This window comes from Dyella sp. C11 (assembly GCF_003121485.1).
GTDB lineage: Bacteria > Pseudomonadota > Gammaproteobacteria > Xanthomonadales > Rhodanobacteraceae > Dyella.
Map to the genome: position 1 here is coordinate 203,559 of NZ_QAVX01000004.1, position 18,858 is coordinate 222,416.

Below are 18,858 nucleotides of genomic sequence, written 5' to 3' on the forward strand. Positions count from 1 at the left end.
CGCGATGTCAGTGCTGGCGCTTGATCCAGCGCAGAAGATGCTTCCAGTCCTCCTGCTGGCTTCGAACGTTTTCCGAAGCGTAATCAAAGATACCCTTGCCGAGTGCGGTCAGCAGCACATAGGCCTGGCTGTCACGCAACTGCGCCACCAGCGGAAACGGCGCCTGCTCGGCCACCCGCGCCATGGCGTCCTGGCTGGCATTCGTCCACGGCTTCAGGCGATTGCCCACCAGGCCCACCGGCAGCTTGCCCCGTTTGATGCGGTTGATCTGCTTGAGTTCCTCGAGGAAGCCGAACGTGGCATCGAGGTCGAAGGTTGACGGCAGCACGGGCACCAGCACCACGTCGGCCTTCTCGAGATAGGGTTCCAGGTCTTTCTCCTGCGAACCGGCAGGCGTGTCGATAAGCACGCGCTGGGTATCGGGAGGAATCTTGTCCAGCGCTTTGCGTCCGCCTTCGATGGCGAGCACGCCGGGAACGTTGTCCGGGCGATTGGCCGCCCAGCGGAAACCGGACTTCTGCCGGTCGGCGTCGACGATGGCCGTGTGCTTGCCATCCTGCGCCCAATGCGAGGCCAACTGCGTGACCACGGTGCTCTTGCCGCAACCGCCTTTGCTGCTTGCTACCAGTACCGTCAGCATGATGCCGCCCCAGGTGTCCAAGCCGGGGCCCAGCCTACACGATGGCCGGGGCACCCATACAAGCGGTGAGTGCTGCGACTGGCAACCCGAGTTGTGGATACCCGTCGTGAAGCTCAACCCGCTTTGGAAGGCTCCCAGTCAGAAGGTGCATCCACGGGCATGTTGTAGTCGTGAAGTGCGGTGAGCACCAGGCTCATCTGCGTGCCGCCGGAGCGGGCCAGCTTGAGGAGATGCTGGGCAATGGCCATGTCGCCCTTGGCCCGCACCGAGAGCTCCGAGAAGCTCTGCACCTGCCACACCAGGTTGCGGCGCGCCCGCTTGGCGTCTTCTTTCTGCGAGTCGTCATCGGCCAGCACTTCGCGCAGATGCAGCCCCAGCGAACGGGCCAGCGGGCTGGAACCCCATTCGAGCAGCTTGCCCAGCTTCAGGCAGTCCGCCTTGATGTCCGCCTTGTCGGCGTTGTCCTCGCACAGGCGCGAGGTGGCTTGCAGCGCCGGTTGCGGTTGACCTTCGGCCAGGCCGAACACCAGGGTCAGCTGCACGTCCGCGCCATTCATGCCCGACAGCGGACCGACCACATTGGCCGGCGGCGGCAGCGTGGTCACGGTGGTGGACAGTGCCTTCAGCGTGGCGCCGGCGTAATCGTCATAAACCTTGGCCGAGGCGGCCTTGGCGATGTCCTGGCGGGCATCGTCGTTCTTGCCGTCGCGAATGTCCTGGCCCAGCTTGAGCATCCACACGGCAGCGTTGTCCGGCGCCTGCTGCACCAGCTTGGTGGCCGCGTCGGCGTTCGGGCAATCGCCGGCCTTGCTGTCGCAATCGCTCAGGCGCACCCAGCTGATTTCCGGCCCCGCGCCTTCGGCGGCGGCAGCGCGGTCGATCAGCGTGTGATAGCTGTTGAAGTCCGGCTGATCCTTCAGCGGGCGGGCGAGCAGGGCGGCGCCCATCAGGGGAATCGGATCGGCCTGGGGGGCGGCGACGCTCACCAGGTCCTTCTGGTACTGCAGCAGCGCCTGGCGGCGCGCGTTCTGTTGGGCATCCGGCGATGGCGTCTTGGCCGCCAGGGCGGGGCCGGAAGCTGCCGCCAGCAGCAGGGCCAGGGGGATCAGTTGCCGTCCGAGCATCGAGTGTTCCTTACAAAAAGCCAACGATCAGGATAACGCCCGAGGATTAAGCTCGCCTGATCCGCGCTCATGCGGCAGGCGGGAGAACGCGCCCTGCCTTGCTAGCATGGCCGCTTCGCGACGCCCCGGGGTGACACGTCATCCTGCGCAGCACAGGAGAAGACTACGTGAACGACATTTCCCTACTGGCCGATGGCCGCGCCGCCCCCTGGTTCGTCGGCTGGGGCACGCTGGCCCTGATCAACGCCGGCCTCGCCCAGGGCAAGAATCGCAGTGGACTGTTGTGGTTCCTGCTGTCGCTGGTGCTGGGCCCCATCGCCACGCTGGTGCTGGTGCTGATGCCGAAGGCGCGGCAGACGCTGTTTTGATGTGAGTCGGCGCCGATGGCGCCTGCAAATGGAAAGTCGGCTCGCTAGCGCGAGCCTGGAAAGGGGGAAAGCAAAAGCCCGCTCTCCCCTTACTTTTTTACAGCGAGCGCAGCGAGCGGCTTTCCAGGCCGCGGAGCGGCCGACTTACTCTCGTTACTCGCCCAGCGCCTCGCGCATGAATTCCGGCTGGGCCAGCGCCGCCTTGTGGATATCGGCGTTGTAGTAGCGGGTCGGGAAGTTCTTGCTCAGCGCGCCGCGCTCGCGGAAGCCGGCCAGGTCGCCACCCTTGCGGACCATGGTGCAGCTCCACCAGCCGGTGGGGTAGCACGGCTGCGGGAACGGCAGGGTCTTCACGGCGCTGAAGCCGGCCGTGCGCATGGCCGAACGCATGGACTTGATCAGTTCCAGGTGGGCAATCGGCGATTCGGACTGCTGCACCAGGATGCCGCCGTGGCGCAGGGCCTTGTAGCAGCTGGCATAGAAGGCGGCGTTGAACAGGCCTTCGGCCGGGCCGACCGGGTCGGTCGAGTCCACGATGATCAGGTCCAGCGATTCCGGCTCGGCTTCGGCCATGTACTTGATGCCGTCGATGAACAGCAGTTCGGCGCGCGGATCGTTGTTGGAATCGCACAGTTCCGGAAAGTACTGCTCGGCCAGGCGCGTCACGCGCTCGTCGATTTCCACCTGCACCGCGTGCTCCACTTCCTCGTGCTTGAGCACTTCACGCAGCGTGCCGCAGTCGCCGCCGCCGATGATCACCACGCGCTTGGCGCGCGCATGGGTGAACAGGGCCGGGTGGGTCATCATCTCGTGATAGAGGAAGTTGTCGCGGCTGGTGAGCATGACGCAGCCGTCGATCACCATCAGGTTGCCCCAATCGGTGGTCTGGTAGATCTCGATGGTCTGGAACGGGGTTTTCTCGGCGTGCAGCAGCTTCTCCACGCGGTAACCAATGGAGGAGCCGGAGGCCTGGTGGGCTTCGGTGAACCAGCTGGGGTGCTGCGACATGGGGATGTTCCTGACGATCAAAGGGTTCAAAGAACGTCAATTGTAGCCGAGCGGGGTCTCCGGGGCGGTCCGACGCTGGCTCAATCTTCGGCACATTGTCACAAGAGGCCGTTACAATAGCCGTCCGAATCGCCGTGCCAACCTGCCCGCGATTCAAGGGATGCTCGAAACTATTCCCTGAGGGTGTCACGGGTTCTGTGTGCCCGCAGGTGTGTGTCGTGTCGGCGAAGGCAGGCTGGCCGCCTGTCGAGACGTCGCGGCACGCAGCTGCGGGCACACAGAACCCGCCCTTTGGGTGGTGTCCAGAAAGCCCACAGGCTGCGGCGCGCGACTTGCCCAGGCAGCCAGCCTGCAACTGCGTCACGCGCCGCAGCCTGTGGGCTTTCTGGACACCATGCCACTCTCAGGGAATGGTTCCGAGCATCCCATAGGTCAGCCGCGGCCCCGCGGCGTGCGAGGCTTCCGGCCCGGCTGACTTTGTTTCGTCAAGGCTCGCCGCTGCGACGACATGTCCAGGGTGTTACACCCGTAAAACAAGGAACCCTCCATGTCGAAGCACTGGAACATTGACGCTGCCCGCCACACCTATGCCGTTCCGCACTGGAGCGACGGCTATGTGGACGTCAACGACGCCGGCCACATCGTGATGCGCCCGCATGGCACCAAGGGTCCGGCGCTGTCGCTGCCGGCCATCGTGGATCGTGCCCGCGACGAAGGCCTGCGCTTGCCGCTGCTGGTGCGCTTTCCGGACATCCTGGCCGACCGCTTGAAGCGCCTGCAGGACGCCTTTGCCAAAGCCATCGGTGAATGGAGCTACGCGGGCGGCTACACGGCCGTCTATCCGATCAAGGTGAACCAGCAGCGCGGCGTGGCCGGCGAGCTGGTGGCCGCCGGTGAGCATGGCTTCGGCCTCGAAGCCGGTTCCAAGCCCGAACTCATGGCCGTGCTGGCCATGGCGCGCCCGGGCAGCATCGTCATCTGCAATGGCTACAAGGATCGCGAATACATCCGTCTCGCGCTGATCGGCCTCAAGCTGGGCCTGCGCGTGCACATCGTGATCGAAAAGCTTTCCGAGCTCGATCACGTTTTCACCGAAGCGAAGGCCCTGAATGTCGAGCCGTTGCTGGGCGTGCGCGTGCGCCTGGCCTCCATCGGTGCGGGCAAGTGGCAGAACACCGGCGGCGACAAGGGCAAATTCGGCCTCTCGCCCAGCCAGGTGCTGACGCTGGTGGAACGCCTGGACAAGGCCAACCTCAAGCACACGCTGAAGCTGCAGCATTTCCACATGGGCTCGCAGATTTCCAACGTGCGCGACATCGCCAACGGCATGCGCGAAGCCACGCGTTACTTCGTGGAACTGAAGCGCATGGGCGTGCCGCTGGACATCGTCGACGTCGGTGGTGGCCTGGGCGTGGACTATGAAGGCTCGCGTTCGCGCAGCCACAACTCCATCAACTACTCCATCGAACAGTACGCCGCGACCATCGTGCAGTCGCTGGCCGAAGCCGTGGCGGAAGCGGACCTGCCCGCGCCGCACATCATCACCGAGGCCGGCCGCGCCATGACCGCGCACCACGCCGTGATGGTGGTGAACGTGACCGAGGTGGAACCGGTGCCGGATGGCAACATCCCAGCCGCGCACGACCACGAACCCGCCGTGCTGCGCCGCCTGCGCGAAACCTGGGACGAACTGGACACGCGCCCCGCGCTGGAACTGTTCCACGAAGCGCAGCATCACCTTGCCGAAGGCCAGACGCTGTACGCGCTCGGCCAGCTGAGCCTGGAAGATCGCGCACGCCTGGACGACATGTACTACGCCATCGCCAACGCGGTGCGCACGCGCCTGCTGCCGGCCGAGCGTTCGCATCGCCAGGCGATGGACGAGCTGGACGAGAAGCTGGTCGACAAGTACTTCGTCAATTTCTCGGTGTTCGAATCCGTGCCGGACATCTGGGCCATCGACCAGATCTTCCCGATCGCACCGATCGCGCGCCTGGATGAAGAACCCACGCGTCGCGGCGTCATCGTCGACCTGACCTGCGATTCGGACGGCCGCATCGACGATTACGTCGACGCCGAAGGCGTGGACGTGAGCCTGCCGCTGCACGCACTGAACGACGACGAGAGCTACCGCCTCGGCATCTTCATGGTCGGCGCGTACCAGGAAACGCTGGGCGACATCCACAACCTGTTCGGCGACACCGATGCGGTGAACGTGCGCGTGGACGGCGATTCGTATGTTTTCGCGCACAAGCGTCGTGGCGATACCACCGACCTGATGCTCGACTACGTCGGCTACGACCTGGAAGCCCTGCGCCGCAGCTACCGCGAGCGCATCGCCGCCGCCGGTGTGGAAGGCGAAGCAGCCGAACAGCTGTTTGTCACATTGAATGAAGGTCTGACCGGATATACCTACCTTTCCGAGGGTGTGCGCTGAGGCGGTGAACAGCCGCGCTGCGTCACTCTTTTGCTCGTCATTCCGGCGCAGGCCGGAATCCAGTAGCGATAGTGTGAGCTTTTCGCGAAATCGTCGGTTGACGCCTCGCGAAGATCGAGCACCCGGCAACTGGATTCCGGCCTGCGCCGGAATGACGGAGTAGGAGAGGGCGTGGTGCGATGTTGTCCATTCGTCGCATGGCCACACACCGCAGGCTGGCATAGCCTTTGTCGCCCCAACGGCACAGGCATCAACCTGAAAACCGTTTCTGCTTTCCCCGTTCCCCATCGACAGGAGTGGTTATGGCACGTCTCGACGGCAAGGTGGCACTCATCACTGGCGCAGCCAGCGGTCTGGGCAAGGCAATCGCCGAGCTCTATGCAAAGAATGGCGCCGCAGTCGCCATCGCCGACATCAATCAGCAACAGGCGGATGCAACCGCCGACGAGATCAAGGCGGCAGGTGGCAAGGCCATCGGCATCGCCATGGACGTGACCAATGAAGACGCCGTCAACGCCGGCACCGACAAGGTGGTCGCCGAGTTTGGCCATCTGGATATCCTGATCTCCAACGCCGGCGTGCAGATCATCAATCCGATCGAGCAGTTCGCCTTCGCCGACTGGAAGAAGATGCTGGCCATCCATCTCGATGGCGGTTTTCTCACCACCAAGGCCGCGCTCAAGCACATGTACAAGGGTGATCGCGGCGGCACCGTGATCTACATGGGTTCGGTGCATTCGCACGAAGCCTCCAAGCTCAAGTCCGCCTACGTCACCGCCAAGCACGGCCTGTTGGGTCTGGCGCGCACACTGGCGAAGGAAGGCGCCGCGCACAACGTGCGTTCGCACGTGATCTGCCCGGGCTTCGTGCGCACGCCGCTGGTGGAGAAGCAGATTCCCGAGCAGGCGAAGGAACTGGGCATCACCGAAGACGAGGTGATCAAGAACGTGATGCTCAAGGACACGGTGGATGGTGTGTTCACCACCGTCGAGGACATCGCGGAAACCGCGCTCTATCTGGCCGCGTTCCCGTCGGCGGCCCTCACCGGTCAGTCGATCGTGGTGAGCCACGGCTGGTACATGCAGTAATCGACGTACCCGCCCGGCACGTGCCGGGCGGGATGCCTTTGCATTCATCGATACCGTGCCACGCGAGCCATCGCGCGCCGCGTGGGCGACCTGCCCGGAGCGCTGCCATGAAGATCGCCGACGTGAAGGCCAATGCCTTCGCCATGCCGTTGACCAGTCCTGCGTTTCCGCTCGGTCCCTATCGTTTCGTCAATCGCGAGTTCCTGGTCATCACCTATCGCACCGATCCCGATGCGCTGCGCGAGGTAGTGCCCGAGCCGCTGGAAATTGGCGAGCCACTGGTGAAATACGAATTCATCCGCATGCCCGACTCCACCGGTTTCGGCGACTACACCGAATCGGGCCAGGTCATCCCGGTAAGTTTTCAGGGGCAGCATGGCGGTTACGTGCATTCCATGTACTTGAACGATCATCCGCCGATCGCGGGCGGTCGCGAGCTGTGGGGCTTCCCCAAGAAGCTCGCCACGCCGCAGCTGGATACTGAAATCGACACGCTGGTCGGCACGCTGGATTACGGCAAGGTGCGCGTGGCCAAGGCCACCATGGGCTTCAAGCATCGCGCGGCCGATCACCAGGCCGTGCTGGATTCGCTGGCGGCGCCCAACTTCCTGCTGAAGATCATCCCGCATGTGGATGGCACGCCGCGCATCTGCGAACTGGTCCGTTACTACACCACCAACGTCACGTTGAAGGGTGCATGGAGTGGCCCTGCGTCGCTCGAACTTCATCCGCATGCGCTGGCGCCGGTGGCGGATCTTCCGGTGCTCAAGGTGGTATCGGCACTGCATTTCATCACGGACCTCACGCTCGACCTGGGTACCGTGGTGCACGACTATCTGGCCGAGTGAGCCGAGGCTGATACGTATGGACGTCCGAAAGAAATCTTCCGAATCCCAGGCTTCCGCGCGTGACCTGCTCAAGCAGCATCACGCGGACTACAAGACGATCGCACTGGTGTTGCAGGGTGGCGGTGCGCTGGGTGCGTACCAGGCCGGCGTATACGAGGCGCTGGACGAGGCCGGTGTGCATCCCAATTGGGTGGCGGGCATTTCCATCGGCGCGCTCAACGCCGCAATCATCGCCGGCAACGCACCCGAACATCGCGTCGAACGCCTGCGCGAATTCTGGCGATCCATCACCCGCCCGCCGCTGATGCCGGCATGGATCACGCCGCCACTGGACCCCAGCGCATGGGAGTTGCCGTGGCAAAACGGCCTGAGCGGGCTGGCGGCGTTGCGCGCGCTCACGGAAGGTCAGCCGGGTTTCTTCACGCCGCGTCCGTTCCCGCTCATGCCGTGGCGCGCGTCGCCGGCCACGGCCAGCTGGTACGACACCTCGCCGCTGAAGGGAACGCTGGAGCGCCTGGTCGATTTCGATCGCATCAACCACAAGACCTCGATGCGCGTGTCCGTGGGCGCGGTGAATATCCGCACCGGCAACTTCGCGTACTTCGACAACACCGAAGGGAACCTGCGCGTGGAGCACTTCATGGCCTCCGGCGCGTTGCCGCCGGGGTTTCCCGCCATCGAAGTGGACGGCGAGTTCTACTGGGACGGCGGCATGGTCTCGAACACCCCGTTGTACAAGGTGCTGTCCGATGCGTCGTGCCGCGACTCGCTGGTGTTCCAGGTGGATCTCTGGAGTGCCCGGGGCGAGCTTCCGCGCGATCTTGCCGAAGTCACCACGCGCTCAAAGGACATCCAGTACTCCAGCCGCACGCGCCTCATCACCGAATACATGGCCAACCGCCAGCGCCAGCAGCGTGTGCTGCACGACCTGATGGCGCTGGTGCCGGAAGACCAGCGTCAGCACAAGGCGTACAAGCAGGCCGAAATCTACGCCAGCGGCGCCCTGGTGAACCTGTTCCACCTCATCTACCGCAACAAGCCGTACGAAGGGCACTACAAGGACTACGAATTCAGTGTGGACAGCATGAATCAGCACTGGAGCAGCGGCAGGGACGACATGCTCTGCACGCTCGACGAGCCGGATTGGTTCGCCAAACCATCGACAGAACACCCCTTCGTCACGCACGACGTACACTGTGACGATTGAACACGCAGGAACACACATGAGTCTCAAGGCAGCATTCATCGGACTCGGCGCCATGGGCACGCCGATGGCCGGCCATCTGAAAACCCACGGCCTGCTTCACGCCGTGTCCAGCCGCACCCAGGCCAACGCGGACAAGGTTGCCAAGGAACTCGGCGTTGCCGCGCCGTCGCTGGCGGACATCGCCGCGCAGTGCGACGTCATCGCCCTGTGCGTCACCGCCGATGCGGATGTGCTCGGCACGGTCGATGCGCTGGCGCCGCACCTCAAGAAGGGTGCCATCGTGGTGGATCACTCCACCGTGGCCCCGGACACCGCCAAGCGTGCCGCGGCCAAACTGGCCGAGGTTGGCGCGTTCTTCCTCGATGCCCCGGTGTCCGGCGGCGTGGAAGGGGCGAAGAACGGCAAGCTGTCGGTGATGGTCGGCGGTGATGCCGACGTGCTTGAACGCGCACGTCCCGTGCTCGAAGCGTATGCCCTGCGCATCACGCATCTGGGCGACGTTGGTGCAGGCCAGGCCACCAAGGCCGTGAACCAGGTGCTCGTCGCCGGCATCGCGCAGGGCGTGTGCGAAGGCCTTGCCCTCGCCGAAGCGCTGGGACTCGATCCGGAGCGCCTGCTTCCCACGCTAGGCGCCGGCGCCGCCGGCAACTGGTTCCTGGAAAAGCGCGGCGCCACCATGCTGCGCAACGAATTCAGCGTCGGCTTCAAGCTCGGCCTGCTGCACAAGGACCTGGGCATCGTGCGCCGCATTGCCGAAGACGCCGGCACCAGCCGCAACGTGATCGAGCGCTCGCTGGCCGACTATGCGGAGCTGATGAGCCAAGGCTACGGTGACGACGACATCTCCGGCCTGATCCGCCTCAAGCGCAAGGGCTGATCGATGGGTGTGCGGGCAGGTGCATCCGCACATGCCCATATTGGCCCTGCCGTGCAAGGTACCGTTTGTGAAAAACGTTGAGTGACACATGGGTCGCGCGTCGCGCGGCCCATGTGTCATTCATCAGCGATGACTGACTTCTCAATCAGTTGATTGGCACTTGTTCGCAACGAGCAAGCGCGAAGGGTTCCTGCGTATCCGGACTTTCAGTCACGTCTTATGGATCGCAAAAAAACACCTTGTTAGAACGATCGATCCACTCTCGCGCAAAAGCTTTGCGCGGTGATGGAACTCGCGCGATCCGTGTTGCGTTCGCGAGTTTGTTGCTCGGCATTTGCCCTGCATGGACATCTACAAGGAGTTCGAATGAATCACACGTATCGCGCATCGCGTAGCTACAGGCCTTGCCCAAGCCTCGGTAAATGCCAACAGACGCCGCGCCAACGCAAGTTGTGGGTGGCGCTGGCCATGGGACTGGCTGTGCAATCCCCGGCCTTTGCCACCGCCTATACCTACCCGGTGCAAGTCGTCGGTGGAGGCAGCCTTATGCTTAACGGTGACACCGTAACGGTGGCACTCGACGAAGCTGTTGGCATTGGCACGTGGGGTACAGGTTCGCTGCTGAACGCAAACAACGTGACGGTGAACGTTTCTGGCGTTGAGTCGGCAGGCATTTATGCGGGCACCGGCTCGATGCTGGTGTTCAACAATGGTTCGATCAGCACCGAAGGATCGAAAACTCCAGGCGCGCAGGCCATGAACTTTGGAACGCGCCTTAGCATCGGCAACACGTCCATCCTTACGCAAGGCAGTAATGCTGTTGGTCTTTATGCCGATAGCGGCGCGCGCGCTGATATGACGGGTGGGTCCATCACGACGCAGTCCGAGGGTGCTGCCGGCGTTGCGGCAAATGGTCTAACAACCAGCATCAAGACGGAAAATGTGGACGTTTCCACCATCGGTGACTACGCGACTGGTGTCAGTGCGTCGTCCGGTGCTCAAGTGAACGTCTCGGGTGGCTCCGTCAAAACGAGTGGCTCGAGCGCCTTCGGAGCATTTGCCACGGAGTTGGGCACCAAGGTCGCGCTGTCCTCGGTCACTGTCGATACCACGGGCGATCTGAGTCTCGGTGTCGTGGCCACGAAAGGAGCTGCAGCGTCACTCGCCGATAGCGCGGTCACCACCAGTGGCCTGGGCGCCGCCGGTCTTGTGGCGGCGGGTGCGGCGACGAGCTTGACGGCATCGAACGTACAGATCAGGACGCAGGGCGAAACGAGCGCGACTTCCGGTACAGGCGCTTATGGTGTGGATGCGGAGGCAGGCGCACGCATCACGCTCAGCGGCAATTCGTCGGTGACGACCCTGGGGAGCGATGCCGTAGCCTTGCGTTCCTCCGACCCGGCATCCCGACTGGTGACTACGGGCGATCTTCGGGTATCGACCGAGGGCTCGCAGGCTTATGGCGGCATGGCGTTCAATGGCGGCACCCTCTCCATCGGGGACGGCGCACAGATCCAGACGTCCGGCACGAGTGCGCACGGTCTTCTGGCGACGGGCACACGCGGTGAAATCGATGCCAGTGGCGTTGCTGTCACAACCACTGGCGCCCAGTCGGCGGGCGTCCTGGTGGCCAACGGGATCGGCAAACTCACGAATACGACGATTCAAAGCCAATACCGGGGCTTGTGGCTCAGCAGGGCGCCGGCGCTCCCCCTCGCCATCAACACCGTGGACATCAGCGGTGGCTCGATCTCGTCCGCGGCGGACGCAGCGCTCTTTGCTGAAGCGGGCACCAGTACGGTAAACCTGTCTCAGGGAGTGACCGTAACGGGTGGCAACGGGGTTGCGTTGGCGGTCGTGAACCCTGGCACGATCGTGGCGTTGAACGCGGCTGATGCCGGTACAGTCATCAATGGTGACGTCGCTGTCACCACGCCTGCCATTGCCAACATCTCGCTAGGTACCGGCGCAACGCTTAACGGCGGCATGCATGGCGCCAATGCGGTCTCCATCGATGGTGAAAGCCTGTGGAACATCACGTCCAGCTCCGATGTCCAGAGGCTGTCGCTCGCAGGCAACGCAGCTTTCGCTGCTCCGTCGTCCAGCTATAAGACACTGACGGTGCATGGCGATCTCGTCGGCAACAACGGCACGATCACGCTCAATACGATGCTCAACGATGGTGGCGCACTGACCAATCAGTTCACCGATCGCGTGCTGGTCGAAGGCAATGCCAGTGGCACGACGTACCTGAAGGTGGTGGGTTCGGGCAGTGGTGCAACGACCGATGCCAACAGCAACGGCATCCTGGAGTCGAACGAAGGTATTTCCCTCGTACAGGTGGCTGGCGCTTCATCAACTACGGCATTCGCCCTGGCTGGCGGCTACGTTGCCGTGGGTCCGTGGCGTTATGACCTGGCCGCTTACGAGCCTGGCGTCGCCAGTGCTGCGCAGCGCCAGGTCGCGGGTTCGGGCCCCGGGTTCTGGGATTACCGTTTGCAGAGTGTCGTCATACCCGATCCAACGCCGGCCCCCGAGCCGGCACCGAATCCGGACCCGGCACCCAATCCGACGCCGACGCCCAATCCAACCCCCAGCCCGACCCCGGCCCCGTCGCCCGACCCGAGCAGCAACGGCACCGAAACGCCTGTGCGCCCGGCCCTGGTTCCACAGGTCCCTGCCTACCTGAGCGCCAACACTGCGATGCTCTCGTATGGCATGCGTAGCCTGGGAACGCTGCATGACCGCCTCGGCGAATTGCATCAGGGTGATGCTGGGCAGGCGGGCAACACCGACGAGTTCTACGCTCGGGCATTCGGTGGCAATTACCGGTACCAAACCGATCGCAGCTTCAGCCAGTACGGTTACGACTTCGACCAGAATGATCGCGGTGTGCAGATTGGCGGGACCTGGTTGAAGGCGGGCGACGATGCTTCGACGTTCCGCCTGGGTGCGTTTGTGAGCACGGGTACGTCACACGTCACACCGAAAGCCATTGATGGCAGCAGTGCCATGCGCATGAGTGCCAACAGTGTTGCCGCCACCGGCACCTATATGACGGGCAATGGGTTCTATGTCGATGGTGTGGTGTCGCGCAATTACTACAGCACGCGCATTGATACCGCCTATCGCGGCTACGACATGGCGACCATGAAGACGCACGGTTGGTCTTACTCGCTGGAAAGCGGCTATCCGTTCGTGTTCGGCAACGATGTCCGCCTTGAGCCGCAGGCACAGGTGGTCTACCAGTCGTTGCGCACCAACAGCTTCCACGATGCTGATGGTTTGACCGTGTCGCCGGAAAACACCGGTGCCTGGCAGGGCCGCGTGGGCGCCAACCTCGGCAAGACATTCGTGACCGGTGGTCAGCGCTGGACGCCGTGGGTGCGCGCCAACTATCTGTGGAGCTCCGGTAGCCGCAGTGGCGTTGGGGTGACCAGCGACGAATGGGGCGTGAGTAGCACGCTCTATTCCGGTAGCTGGGGTCAGGCATGGCAGGTGGGTGCCGGTGTCACCGGGGCATTGACGCCGACGCTTTCGGTATATGGCAGTGGCGACTACCAGGGCAACGTAGGTGGCGCAGGTGAGCAGGGCTGGAGCGCGAACATCGGCATGCGCTGGCAGTTCTGATGTAGCGACGGCATGCGGCTGATAGTCCGCATGCCGTCGATTACCATGACGCCGTGTCTGTAAATAAAAAAAGGCCGCGTCGAGAGACACGGCCTTTTCTTGTTACATCGTGTGTTGGAGGCGCGGCTTACTTGCCTTCCTTCAACGCAATCGCATTGATGCCCGCCGATGCCAGGCGCTGCTTGGCCGACTCCAGTTCCGTGGCCGAATGGAATGGGCCCAGGCGGACGCGGTTGTAGGTCTGGCCGTTGACGTTCACCGAGGCCACGTTGGCAACGAAACCCTGCATGGCGAGCTTGGCTTTCAGCGTCTCGGCGTCGGAAGCGCTCGGGAACGCGCCGACCTGCAGCAGGTAGCCGCTGGCGGCAGGCGCTGCGGCCGCCGTAGCGGTAGCGGGCGACGGTGCGGCTGCCGGTGCATGCACGGCCGATTCCGGCGCCGGCGTAATGGCTTCGGATACAGCGGCGGGACCCGGCGCGGGCTTCTGCTGGGCGGCTTGCGCCTGCTGTTGCGCTGCGGCCTGGGCAGCCTGCTGCTGTGCCTGCTGCTTCTGCTGCTGTTCGGCCTTGGCCTGCGCGCTGATCACGGCATCGGGAATGCGCACTTCCTTTTCCGAGAGCACGGAATAGAAGTCGTACTGCGGCTTCTTCGCGGCGGCTGCGGCGTTGCCGTTGTCGGTGGCAGAGGTCGATTCGCTGGCGGCGGCGCCGGCATCGCTACCGCCCTTGGCGGTGGCCTGGGCGTTCGGCTGCGGGCCTTCGTTGGCATGCGGCGCCATCGGCAGGTGTCCGCGCATGGCGAACACCACGACGACACCGATCAGGATGCCGATGACCATCCAGCCCCAACCCGGCATGCCACCACTGTTGTTGCGGACGGCCTGTCGACCCTTGCCGCTGCCCTTGCGTGCTGCCATTTACATCTTCTCCGGGGCACTGAGTCCCAGCAAATCCAGACCGTTGCGGATGACCTGGCGCGTGGCGAGCGCCAGCGTGATGCGCGCATTGCGCAATTCGGCGTCGTCCACGATCCACTTGTGCTCGTGATAGTAGCTGTGAAGCGCGCCCGCGAGTTCGCGCAGGTATTGCGCGATCAGGTGAGGTTCCAGATTGGCCGCGGCCGCTTCCACCACTTCCGGATAGCGCGACAGTTCGGTGAACAGGGCTTGCTCGTGCTCGCTGTCCAGGCGACCCAGCTGGGCGACGCCGGCCTGGGCGTCCACGGCGGGCAGGCCGCGCTCGGCCAGTTCTTCCAGCACGCGGCACACGCGGGCATGGGCGTACTGGATGTAGTAGACCGGGTTGTCGTTGCTCTGCGAGCGGGCCAGGTCGATGTCGAACACCAGCTGCGAGTCGGCCTTGCGCGCGATCAGGAAGTAACGCGTGGCGTCGCGACCGGCTTCTTCGATCAGGTCGCGCAGGGTGAGGTAGCTGCCGGCGCGCTTGGAGAGCTTCACCTCTTCGCCGCCGCGCATCACCGTCACCATCTGGTACAGCACGTAGTTGGGGTAACCCTTGGGGATGCCCTCATCCAGCGCCTGCAGGCCGGCTTTCACGCGGGCCAGCGAGCCGTGGTGATCCGAACCCAGCACGGTCACGGCGTTCTCGTAGCCACGCTGCCACTTGGTCAGGTGGTACGCCACGTCCGGCACGAAATACGTATAGGTGCCGTCGGACTTGCGCATCACGCGGTCCTTGTCGTCACCGTAGTCGGTGGAGCGCAGCCACAGCGCGCCGCCTTCCTCGTAGGTATGACCGTGCGCGACCAGCTTGCTGACGGTTTCCTCGACCTTGTGCTGCGTGTACAGCGAGGACTCGAGGTAATACACGTCAAAGCCCACGCCGAACGCGGCGAGGTCCAGGTTCTGCTCGCGGCGCAGGTAGGCCACGGCGAAGTGGCGGATCGCGTCCAGGTCCTCGACATTCTTGGCGCCGGTGACCACATGGCCTTCCACTTCGACACTGTCGCCGTTGAGGTAAGCCTGCGCCACGTCGGCGATGTAATCGCCGCGGTAGCCGTCTTCCGGCCAGCCGGCGTCATTCGGCGTGATGCCGCGCGCACGGGCCTGCGTGGAGATGGCCAGGTTATGGATCTGCACACCGGCGTCGTTGTAGTAGAACTCGCGCTTCACGGCCCAGCCGGCGGCATCGAGCACGCGCGCGATGCAGTCGCCCAGCACCGCGTTGCGGCCGTGGCCCACATGCAGCGGGCCGGTCGGGTTGGCGGAAACGAATTCCACGCCAGCCACCACGCCCTTGCCGGCGGTGCTGCGGCCGTAGGCGTTGCCAGCGGCGAGCACGCGGTTCACCTCGGCGTGATAAGCGCCGGGTGCCAGGAAGAAGTTGATGAAGCCGGGGCCGGCGATCTCCACCTTGCCCACCAGCGCATTGGCCGGCAGGGCGGCGACCAGCTTCTCGGCCAGTTCTCGCGGCTTGGCGCGGGCCGGCTTGGCCAGCAGCATCGCGGCGTTGGCCGCGAAATCACCATGATCGCGGCTGCGCGTACGCTCGATCACGAAGTTGGGCACTTCGAGGTCGGCGGGCAGGGCAGCGTCATTCTGCAGGGTACGAATGGCCTGCAGCAGCAGTTCGCGCAGCTGTTCTTTCACGGTAGGAGTCTGACGGCAATGGAACCCCTAATCCTAACAGAGGAAGGCCTGGCCAGCCGGGCCTGGTTGCAGCGCCCAGGCGTGCTGCAACGCGGTGGGGAAGTCTGTGGATAACTCTGTGGGGAATCATGACGGCCTGCGCGGCGGTCATACGATTTTCCCGGCGGAAATCACATTGTCATGAAAAATATGGATTCAAAACAATGTATTGCGATGCACACGTAAGGCGTTGAAGAGATTGTGAACGGAAAGTGCCGTCTCAGCCCGAATGTGCATAAGTCGCAGAACGGCTTGTCCTGCGGACATGGCGGGAATTTGCCTCGATCCACGTCATGACCCTGTCATGCGGCACCGCCACACTATCTCTCGTCCCCCAGGCACCTCCCCGCCGACGGGGACAGGAGAACGCCGCTACTCTCCTTTCTCCCCACAAGACGGCCATACGGCGCGGATTCTCCCCCCGCGCCGTTGTTTTTTGGGGGTTACAAAAGCCCCGCAGCGGCCATGGATACCGGCGCGCCGCTGCCGATCACCAGATGGTCGAGTACCCGCACGCCAATCAACTGCAGGGCGTCCTTCAATTCCTGGGTGATGGCGCGATCGGCACCGCTGGGTTCGGCCACGCCGCTGGGATGGTTGTGGGCCAGGATGACGGCCGAGGCGTTGTGGCGCAGGCAGGCGCGCACCACTTCGCGTGGATGCACGCTGGCATTGTCGATCGTCCCGCGGAAGAGTTCTTCAAAAGCCAGCACTTTGTGGCGATTGTCCAGGAACAGGCAACCAAAAACCTCGTACGGCAGATGCCGAAGCTGCGCGCGAAGGTAGTCGCCGCTGTCGCGAGGGTTGGCCAGCACCGGGCGCTCGATGAGTTGTTCCGCCAGCGACCGGCGGGCCAGTTCGAGCGCCGCGATCAACCGGGCGCGTTTGGCCGGCCCGATGCCACGCAGACGCACGCTGCCACCCGGGTCGGCCAGCAGTGCAGCCAGGCCGCCGCTCTTTCCCAGCAATTCCCGCCCTAGCGCGATGGCGTCCTTGCCGGGAACGCCGCTGCCCAGCAGCACCGCGATCAATTCGGCGTCGGATAGGGCAGAACAACCGCGACTCAACAGTTTTTCGCGGGGGCGTTCCCCTTCGGGCCATTCACGGATGCTCATCCGGTTGAGCCTGCCCGTTTAGCGCGGTGCCGCCCAGCGGCGAGCGCCGCGCGGTGCGTCGGGCTAATGGCTGATGGTGGGTCAGCCGGCAGCGGGCAAGCGTCGGTTGAACTCCGCGCTCAACCAGTCGATGAAGACGCGCACGCGTGGCGAGAGCTGCCTGCTCTGCGGATAAAGCACATAAACCGGTGACGGCGTGGGCGGACAGCGCGGCAGCACTTCCACCAGGGTGCCGCGCGCAAGGTCGTCCTGCACGCGATAGCTCGGTACCTGGATCAAACCGAGGCCCAGGCGCGCCGTGGCCACGTACATTTCCGCGCCGGCCACGCTCACGGCGTGCGGCAGCAGATGTTCGCGCACGCCGCCGTCCACCTGGAATTCCAGAGGCAACGTGGCGCCCGACGCGGAGGAGACGAAGGCCACCATCTGGTGCCCGTCCAGCTCATCGGGGGAAGCCGGGGTGCCGAATCGCGCCAGATAGTCCGGGCTTGCATAGGTGCCTTCAGCCAGCGAGGCGATCTGGCGCCCGATCATGCTGCTGTCGGTGGGTTTGCCCACGCGCAGCACGCAGTCGACGCCTTCGCGGACCAGATCCACATAGCGGTCGCCTTCGCCGATGCGCAACTGGATCTGCGGATAGCGGGCGAGGAAATCGGGAAGTCCCGGCAGCATGAAGTGCCGCGCCAACACGCTGTGCACGTCCACGCGCAGCAAGCCCGCTGGCTTTGCGCCGGTAAACGCCGCTTCGGCCTCTTCGATTTCCGCAAGGATGCTCAGGCAACGCTGGTAATACGCCTCGCCATCCAGGGTGGGGCGTACCTGTCGTGTGGTGCGTTCCAGCAACCGCACGCCAAGTCGGGCTTCCAGGCGCTTGACCACTTCGGTGACGGTGGAGCGGGGCAACTCCAGGTCCTGCGCGGCGGCCGTGAAGCTGCGCCGCTCCACGATGCGGGCGAACAGGCGCATGGCATCAACCTTGTCCATTTGTTCGCTCTAGCCGAATGATGATGACGGATTTGAGCAGATTATCCATTGAAGGGAAAAGAACATCCTGTGCCCACGCCGACAACCGGTCGGCACTTTCCGAGGATGCTCCCCATGTCTGCTCAAACGTCCAAAGTCGCCATCGTTACCGGTGCTTCCCGTGGCATCGGTGCCGCCGTGGCCGAACGCCTGGCCCGCGATGGTTTCACCGTGGTCATCAATTACGCCGGCGACGCGGCGTCCGCCGAAGCGCTGGCACGCACCATCGAAAACAAGGGTGGCCGTGCCCTCACCGCGCAGGCCGATGTGTCGGATGCGGCCGCCGTGCGCCGCATGTTCGATGCGGCCGAGACCGCCTTCGGCGGCGTCGATGTGCTGATCAACAACGCCGGCATCATGCAGCTGGCGCCGATCAGCGATACCGACGACGCGCTGTTCGATCGCACGGTTGCCATCAATCTGAAGGGCACCTTCAACACGCTGCGCGAAGCCGGCAAGCGACTGCGCTCCGGTGGCCGCATCGTGAATTTTTCCACCAGCGTGGTGGGCACCAACTTCCCGACCTATGGCGTGTATGTGGCCACCAAGGCGGCGGTGGAATCGATGACGCACGTGCTTTCCAAGGAGCTGCGTGGCCGCGCCATCACGGTGAACGCCGTGGCACCGGGCCCGACCGCTACCGATCTTTTCCTGAAGGGCAAGACGCAGGAACAGGTGGACCAACTCGCCAAGGCCGCCCCGCTGGAGCGCCTGGGTACGCCGGACGACATTGCCAGCGTGGTGTCTTTCCTCGCCGGCCCCGACGGCGGCTGGGTGAACGGCCAGGTGCTGCGCGCCAACGGCGGCCTCGTCTGAGTCCTTTCCCGCATCGATCCCTTTCTGGAG

At 64.1% G+C, this 18,858-nt stretch carries 15 protein-coding genes; 8 read left to right on the forward strand and 7 right to left on the reverse strand.

Annotated features, from left to right (window positions below; genetic code table 11):
- Positions 1-7 precede the first annotated feature (7 nt).
- A complete protein-coding gene (locus tag DK366_RS06435; protein ID WP_109124751.1) occupies positions 8-640 on the reverse strand; it encodes a ParA family protein in 633 nt (210 codons plus the stop codon).
- A 113-nt stretch (positions 641-753) separates the two neighbouring features.
- A complete protein-coding gene (locus DK366_RS21380) occupies positions 754-1,764 on the reverse strand; it encodes a hypothetical protein (protein ID WP_198651447.1) in 1,011 nt (336 codons plus the stop codon).
- A gap of 167 nt (positions 1,765-1,931) precedes the next feature.
- Here DK366_RS21380 and DK366_RS06445 point away from each other — a divergent pair, with 167 nt between their 5' ends.
- A complete protein-coding gene (locus DK366_RS06445; protein WP_109124714.1) occupies positions 1,932-2,132 on the forward strand; it encodes an antitermination protein NusB in 201 nt (66 codons plus the stop codon).
- Positions 2,133-2,285: 153 nt separating this feature from the next.
- On the opposite strand, the gene speE is transcribed toward DK366_RS06445, so the two are convergent.
- Positions 2,286-3,140, reverse strand: coding sequence for a polyamine aminopropyltransferase (gene speE, locus DK366_RS06450; protein ID WP_019466540.1), 855 nt, complete (start codon positions 3,138-3,140; stop codon positions 2,286-2,288).
- A gap of 547 nt (positions 3,141-3,687) precedes the next feature.
- On the opposite strand from speE, the gene speA reads away from it, so the two are divergent.
- The 6 genes from speA to DK366_RS06480 all read left to right on the forward strand — a co-directional run bounded on the left by speA (position 3,688) and on the right by DK366_RS06480 (position 13,227).
- A complete protein-coding gene (speA, locus tag DK366_RS06455; protein WP_109124715.1) occupies positions 3,688-5,577 on the forward strand; it encodes a biosynthetic arginine decarboxylase in 1,890 nt (629 codons plus the stop codon).
- 302 nt (positions 5,578-5,879) lie between these two features.
- Positions 5,880-6,665: a 3-hydroxybutyrate dehydrogenase gene (locus DK366_RS06460; RefSeq protein WP_109124716.1), complete on the forward strand. Its 786-nt coding sequence runs from the start codon at positions 5,880-5,882 to the stop codon at positions 6,663-6,665.
- A gap of 107 nt (positions 6,666-6,772) precedes the next feature.
- The gene (locus DK366_RS06465) at positions 6,773-7,513 is read left to right on the forward strand and encodes an acetoacetate decarboxylase (protein ID WP_109124717.1); all 741 of its coding nucleotides are present in this window, start codon (positions 6,773-6,775) and stop codon (positions 7,511-7,513) included.
- A gap of 16 nt (positions 7,514-7,529) precedes the next feature.
- On the forward strand, positions 7,530-8,720 hold the full coding sequence (locus tag DK366_RS06470; protein WP_109124718.1) for a patatin-like phospholipase family protein: 1,191 nt from the start codon (positions 7,530-7,532) through the stop codon (positions 8,718-8,720).
- A 16-nt stretch (positions 8,721-8,736) separates the two neighbouring features.
- Positions 8,737-9,597 carry an NAD(P)-dependent oxidoreductase gene (locus tag DK366_RS06475; protein ID WP_109124719.1) on the forward strand — a complete coding sequence of 287 codons (861 nt, stop codon included), beginning with the start codon at positions 8,737-8,739 and terminating at the stop codon, positions 9,595-9,597.
- 468 nt (positions 9,598-10,065) lie between these two features.
- Complete coding sequence (locus DK366_RS06480) at positions 10,066-13,227, forward strand: autotransporter outer membrane beta-barrel domain-containing protein (protein WP_157956464.1); 3,162 nt, start codon at positions 10,066-10,068, stop codon at positions 13,225-13,227.
- Between the two features lie 127 nt (positions 13,228-13,354).
- On the opposite strand, the gene DK366_RS06485 is transcribed toward DK366_RS06480, so the two are convergent.
- The 4 genes from DK366_RS06485 to DK366_RS06500 all read right to left on the reverse strand — a co-directional run bounded on the left by DK366_RS06485 (position 13,355) and on the right by DK366_RS06500 (position 17,973).
- On the reverse strand, positions 13,355-14,143 hold the full coding sequence (locus DK366_RS06485) for an SPOR domain-containing protein (RefSeq protein ID WP_109124721.1): 789 nt from the start codon (positions 14,141-14,143) through the stop codon (positions 13,355-13,357).
- Complete coding sequence (gene argS, locus DK366_RS06490) at positions 14,144-15,835, reverse strand: arginine--tRNA ligase (protein ID WP_109124722.1); 1,692 nt, start codon at positions 15,833-15,835, stop codon at positions 14,144-14,146. It lies immediately after the preceding gene.
- Between the two features lie 482 nt (positions 15,836-16,317).
- Positions 16,318-16,989 carry a DNA repair protein RadC gene (gene radC / locus DK366_RS06495; RefSeq protein WP_109124723.1) on the reverse strand — a complete coding sequence of 224 codons (672 nt, stop codon included), beginning with the start codon at positions 16,987-16,989 and terminating at the stop codon, positions 16,318-16,320.
- Positions 16,990-17,070: 81 nt separating this feature from the next.
- The gene (locus DK366_RS06500; RefSeq protein ID WP_109124724.1) at positions 17,071-17,973 is read right to left on the reverse strand and encodes a LysR family transcriptional regulator; all 903 of its coding nucleotides are present in this window, start codon (positions 17,971-17,973) and stop codon (positions 17,071-17,073) included.
- Between the two features lie 114 nt (positions 17,974-18,087).
- Here DK366_RS06500 and DK366_RS06505 point away from each other — a divergent pair, with 114 nt between their 5' ends.
- Entirely contained in the window at positions 18,088-18,828 is a 741-nt protein-coding gene (locus DK366_RS06505) for an SDR family oxidoreductase (RefSeq protein WP_109124725.1), read from the forward strand.
- The last annotated feature ends 30 nt before the right edge of the window (positions 18,829-18,858 follow it).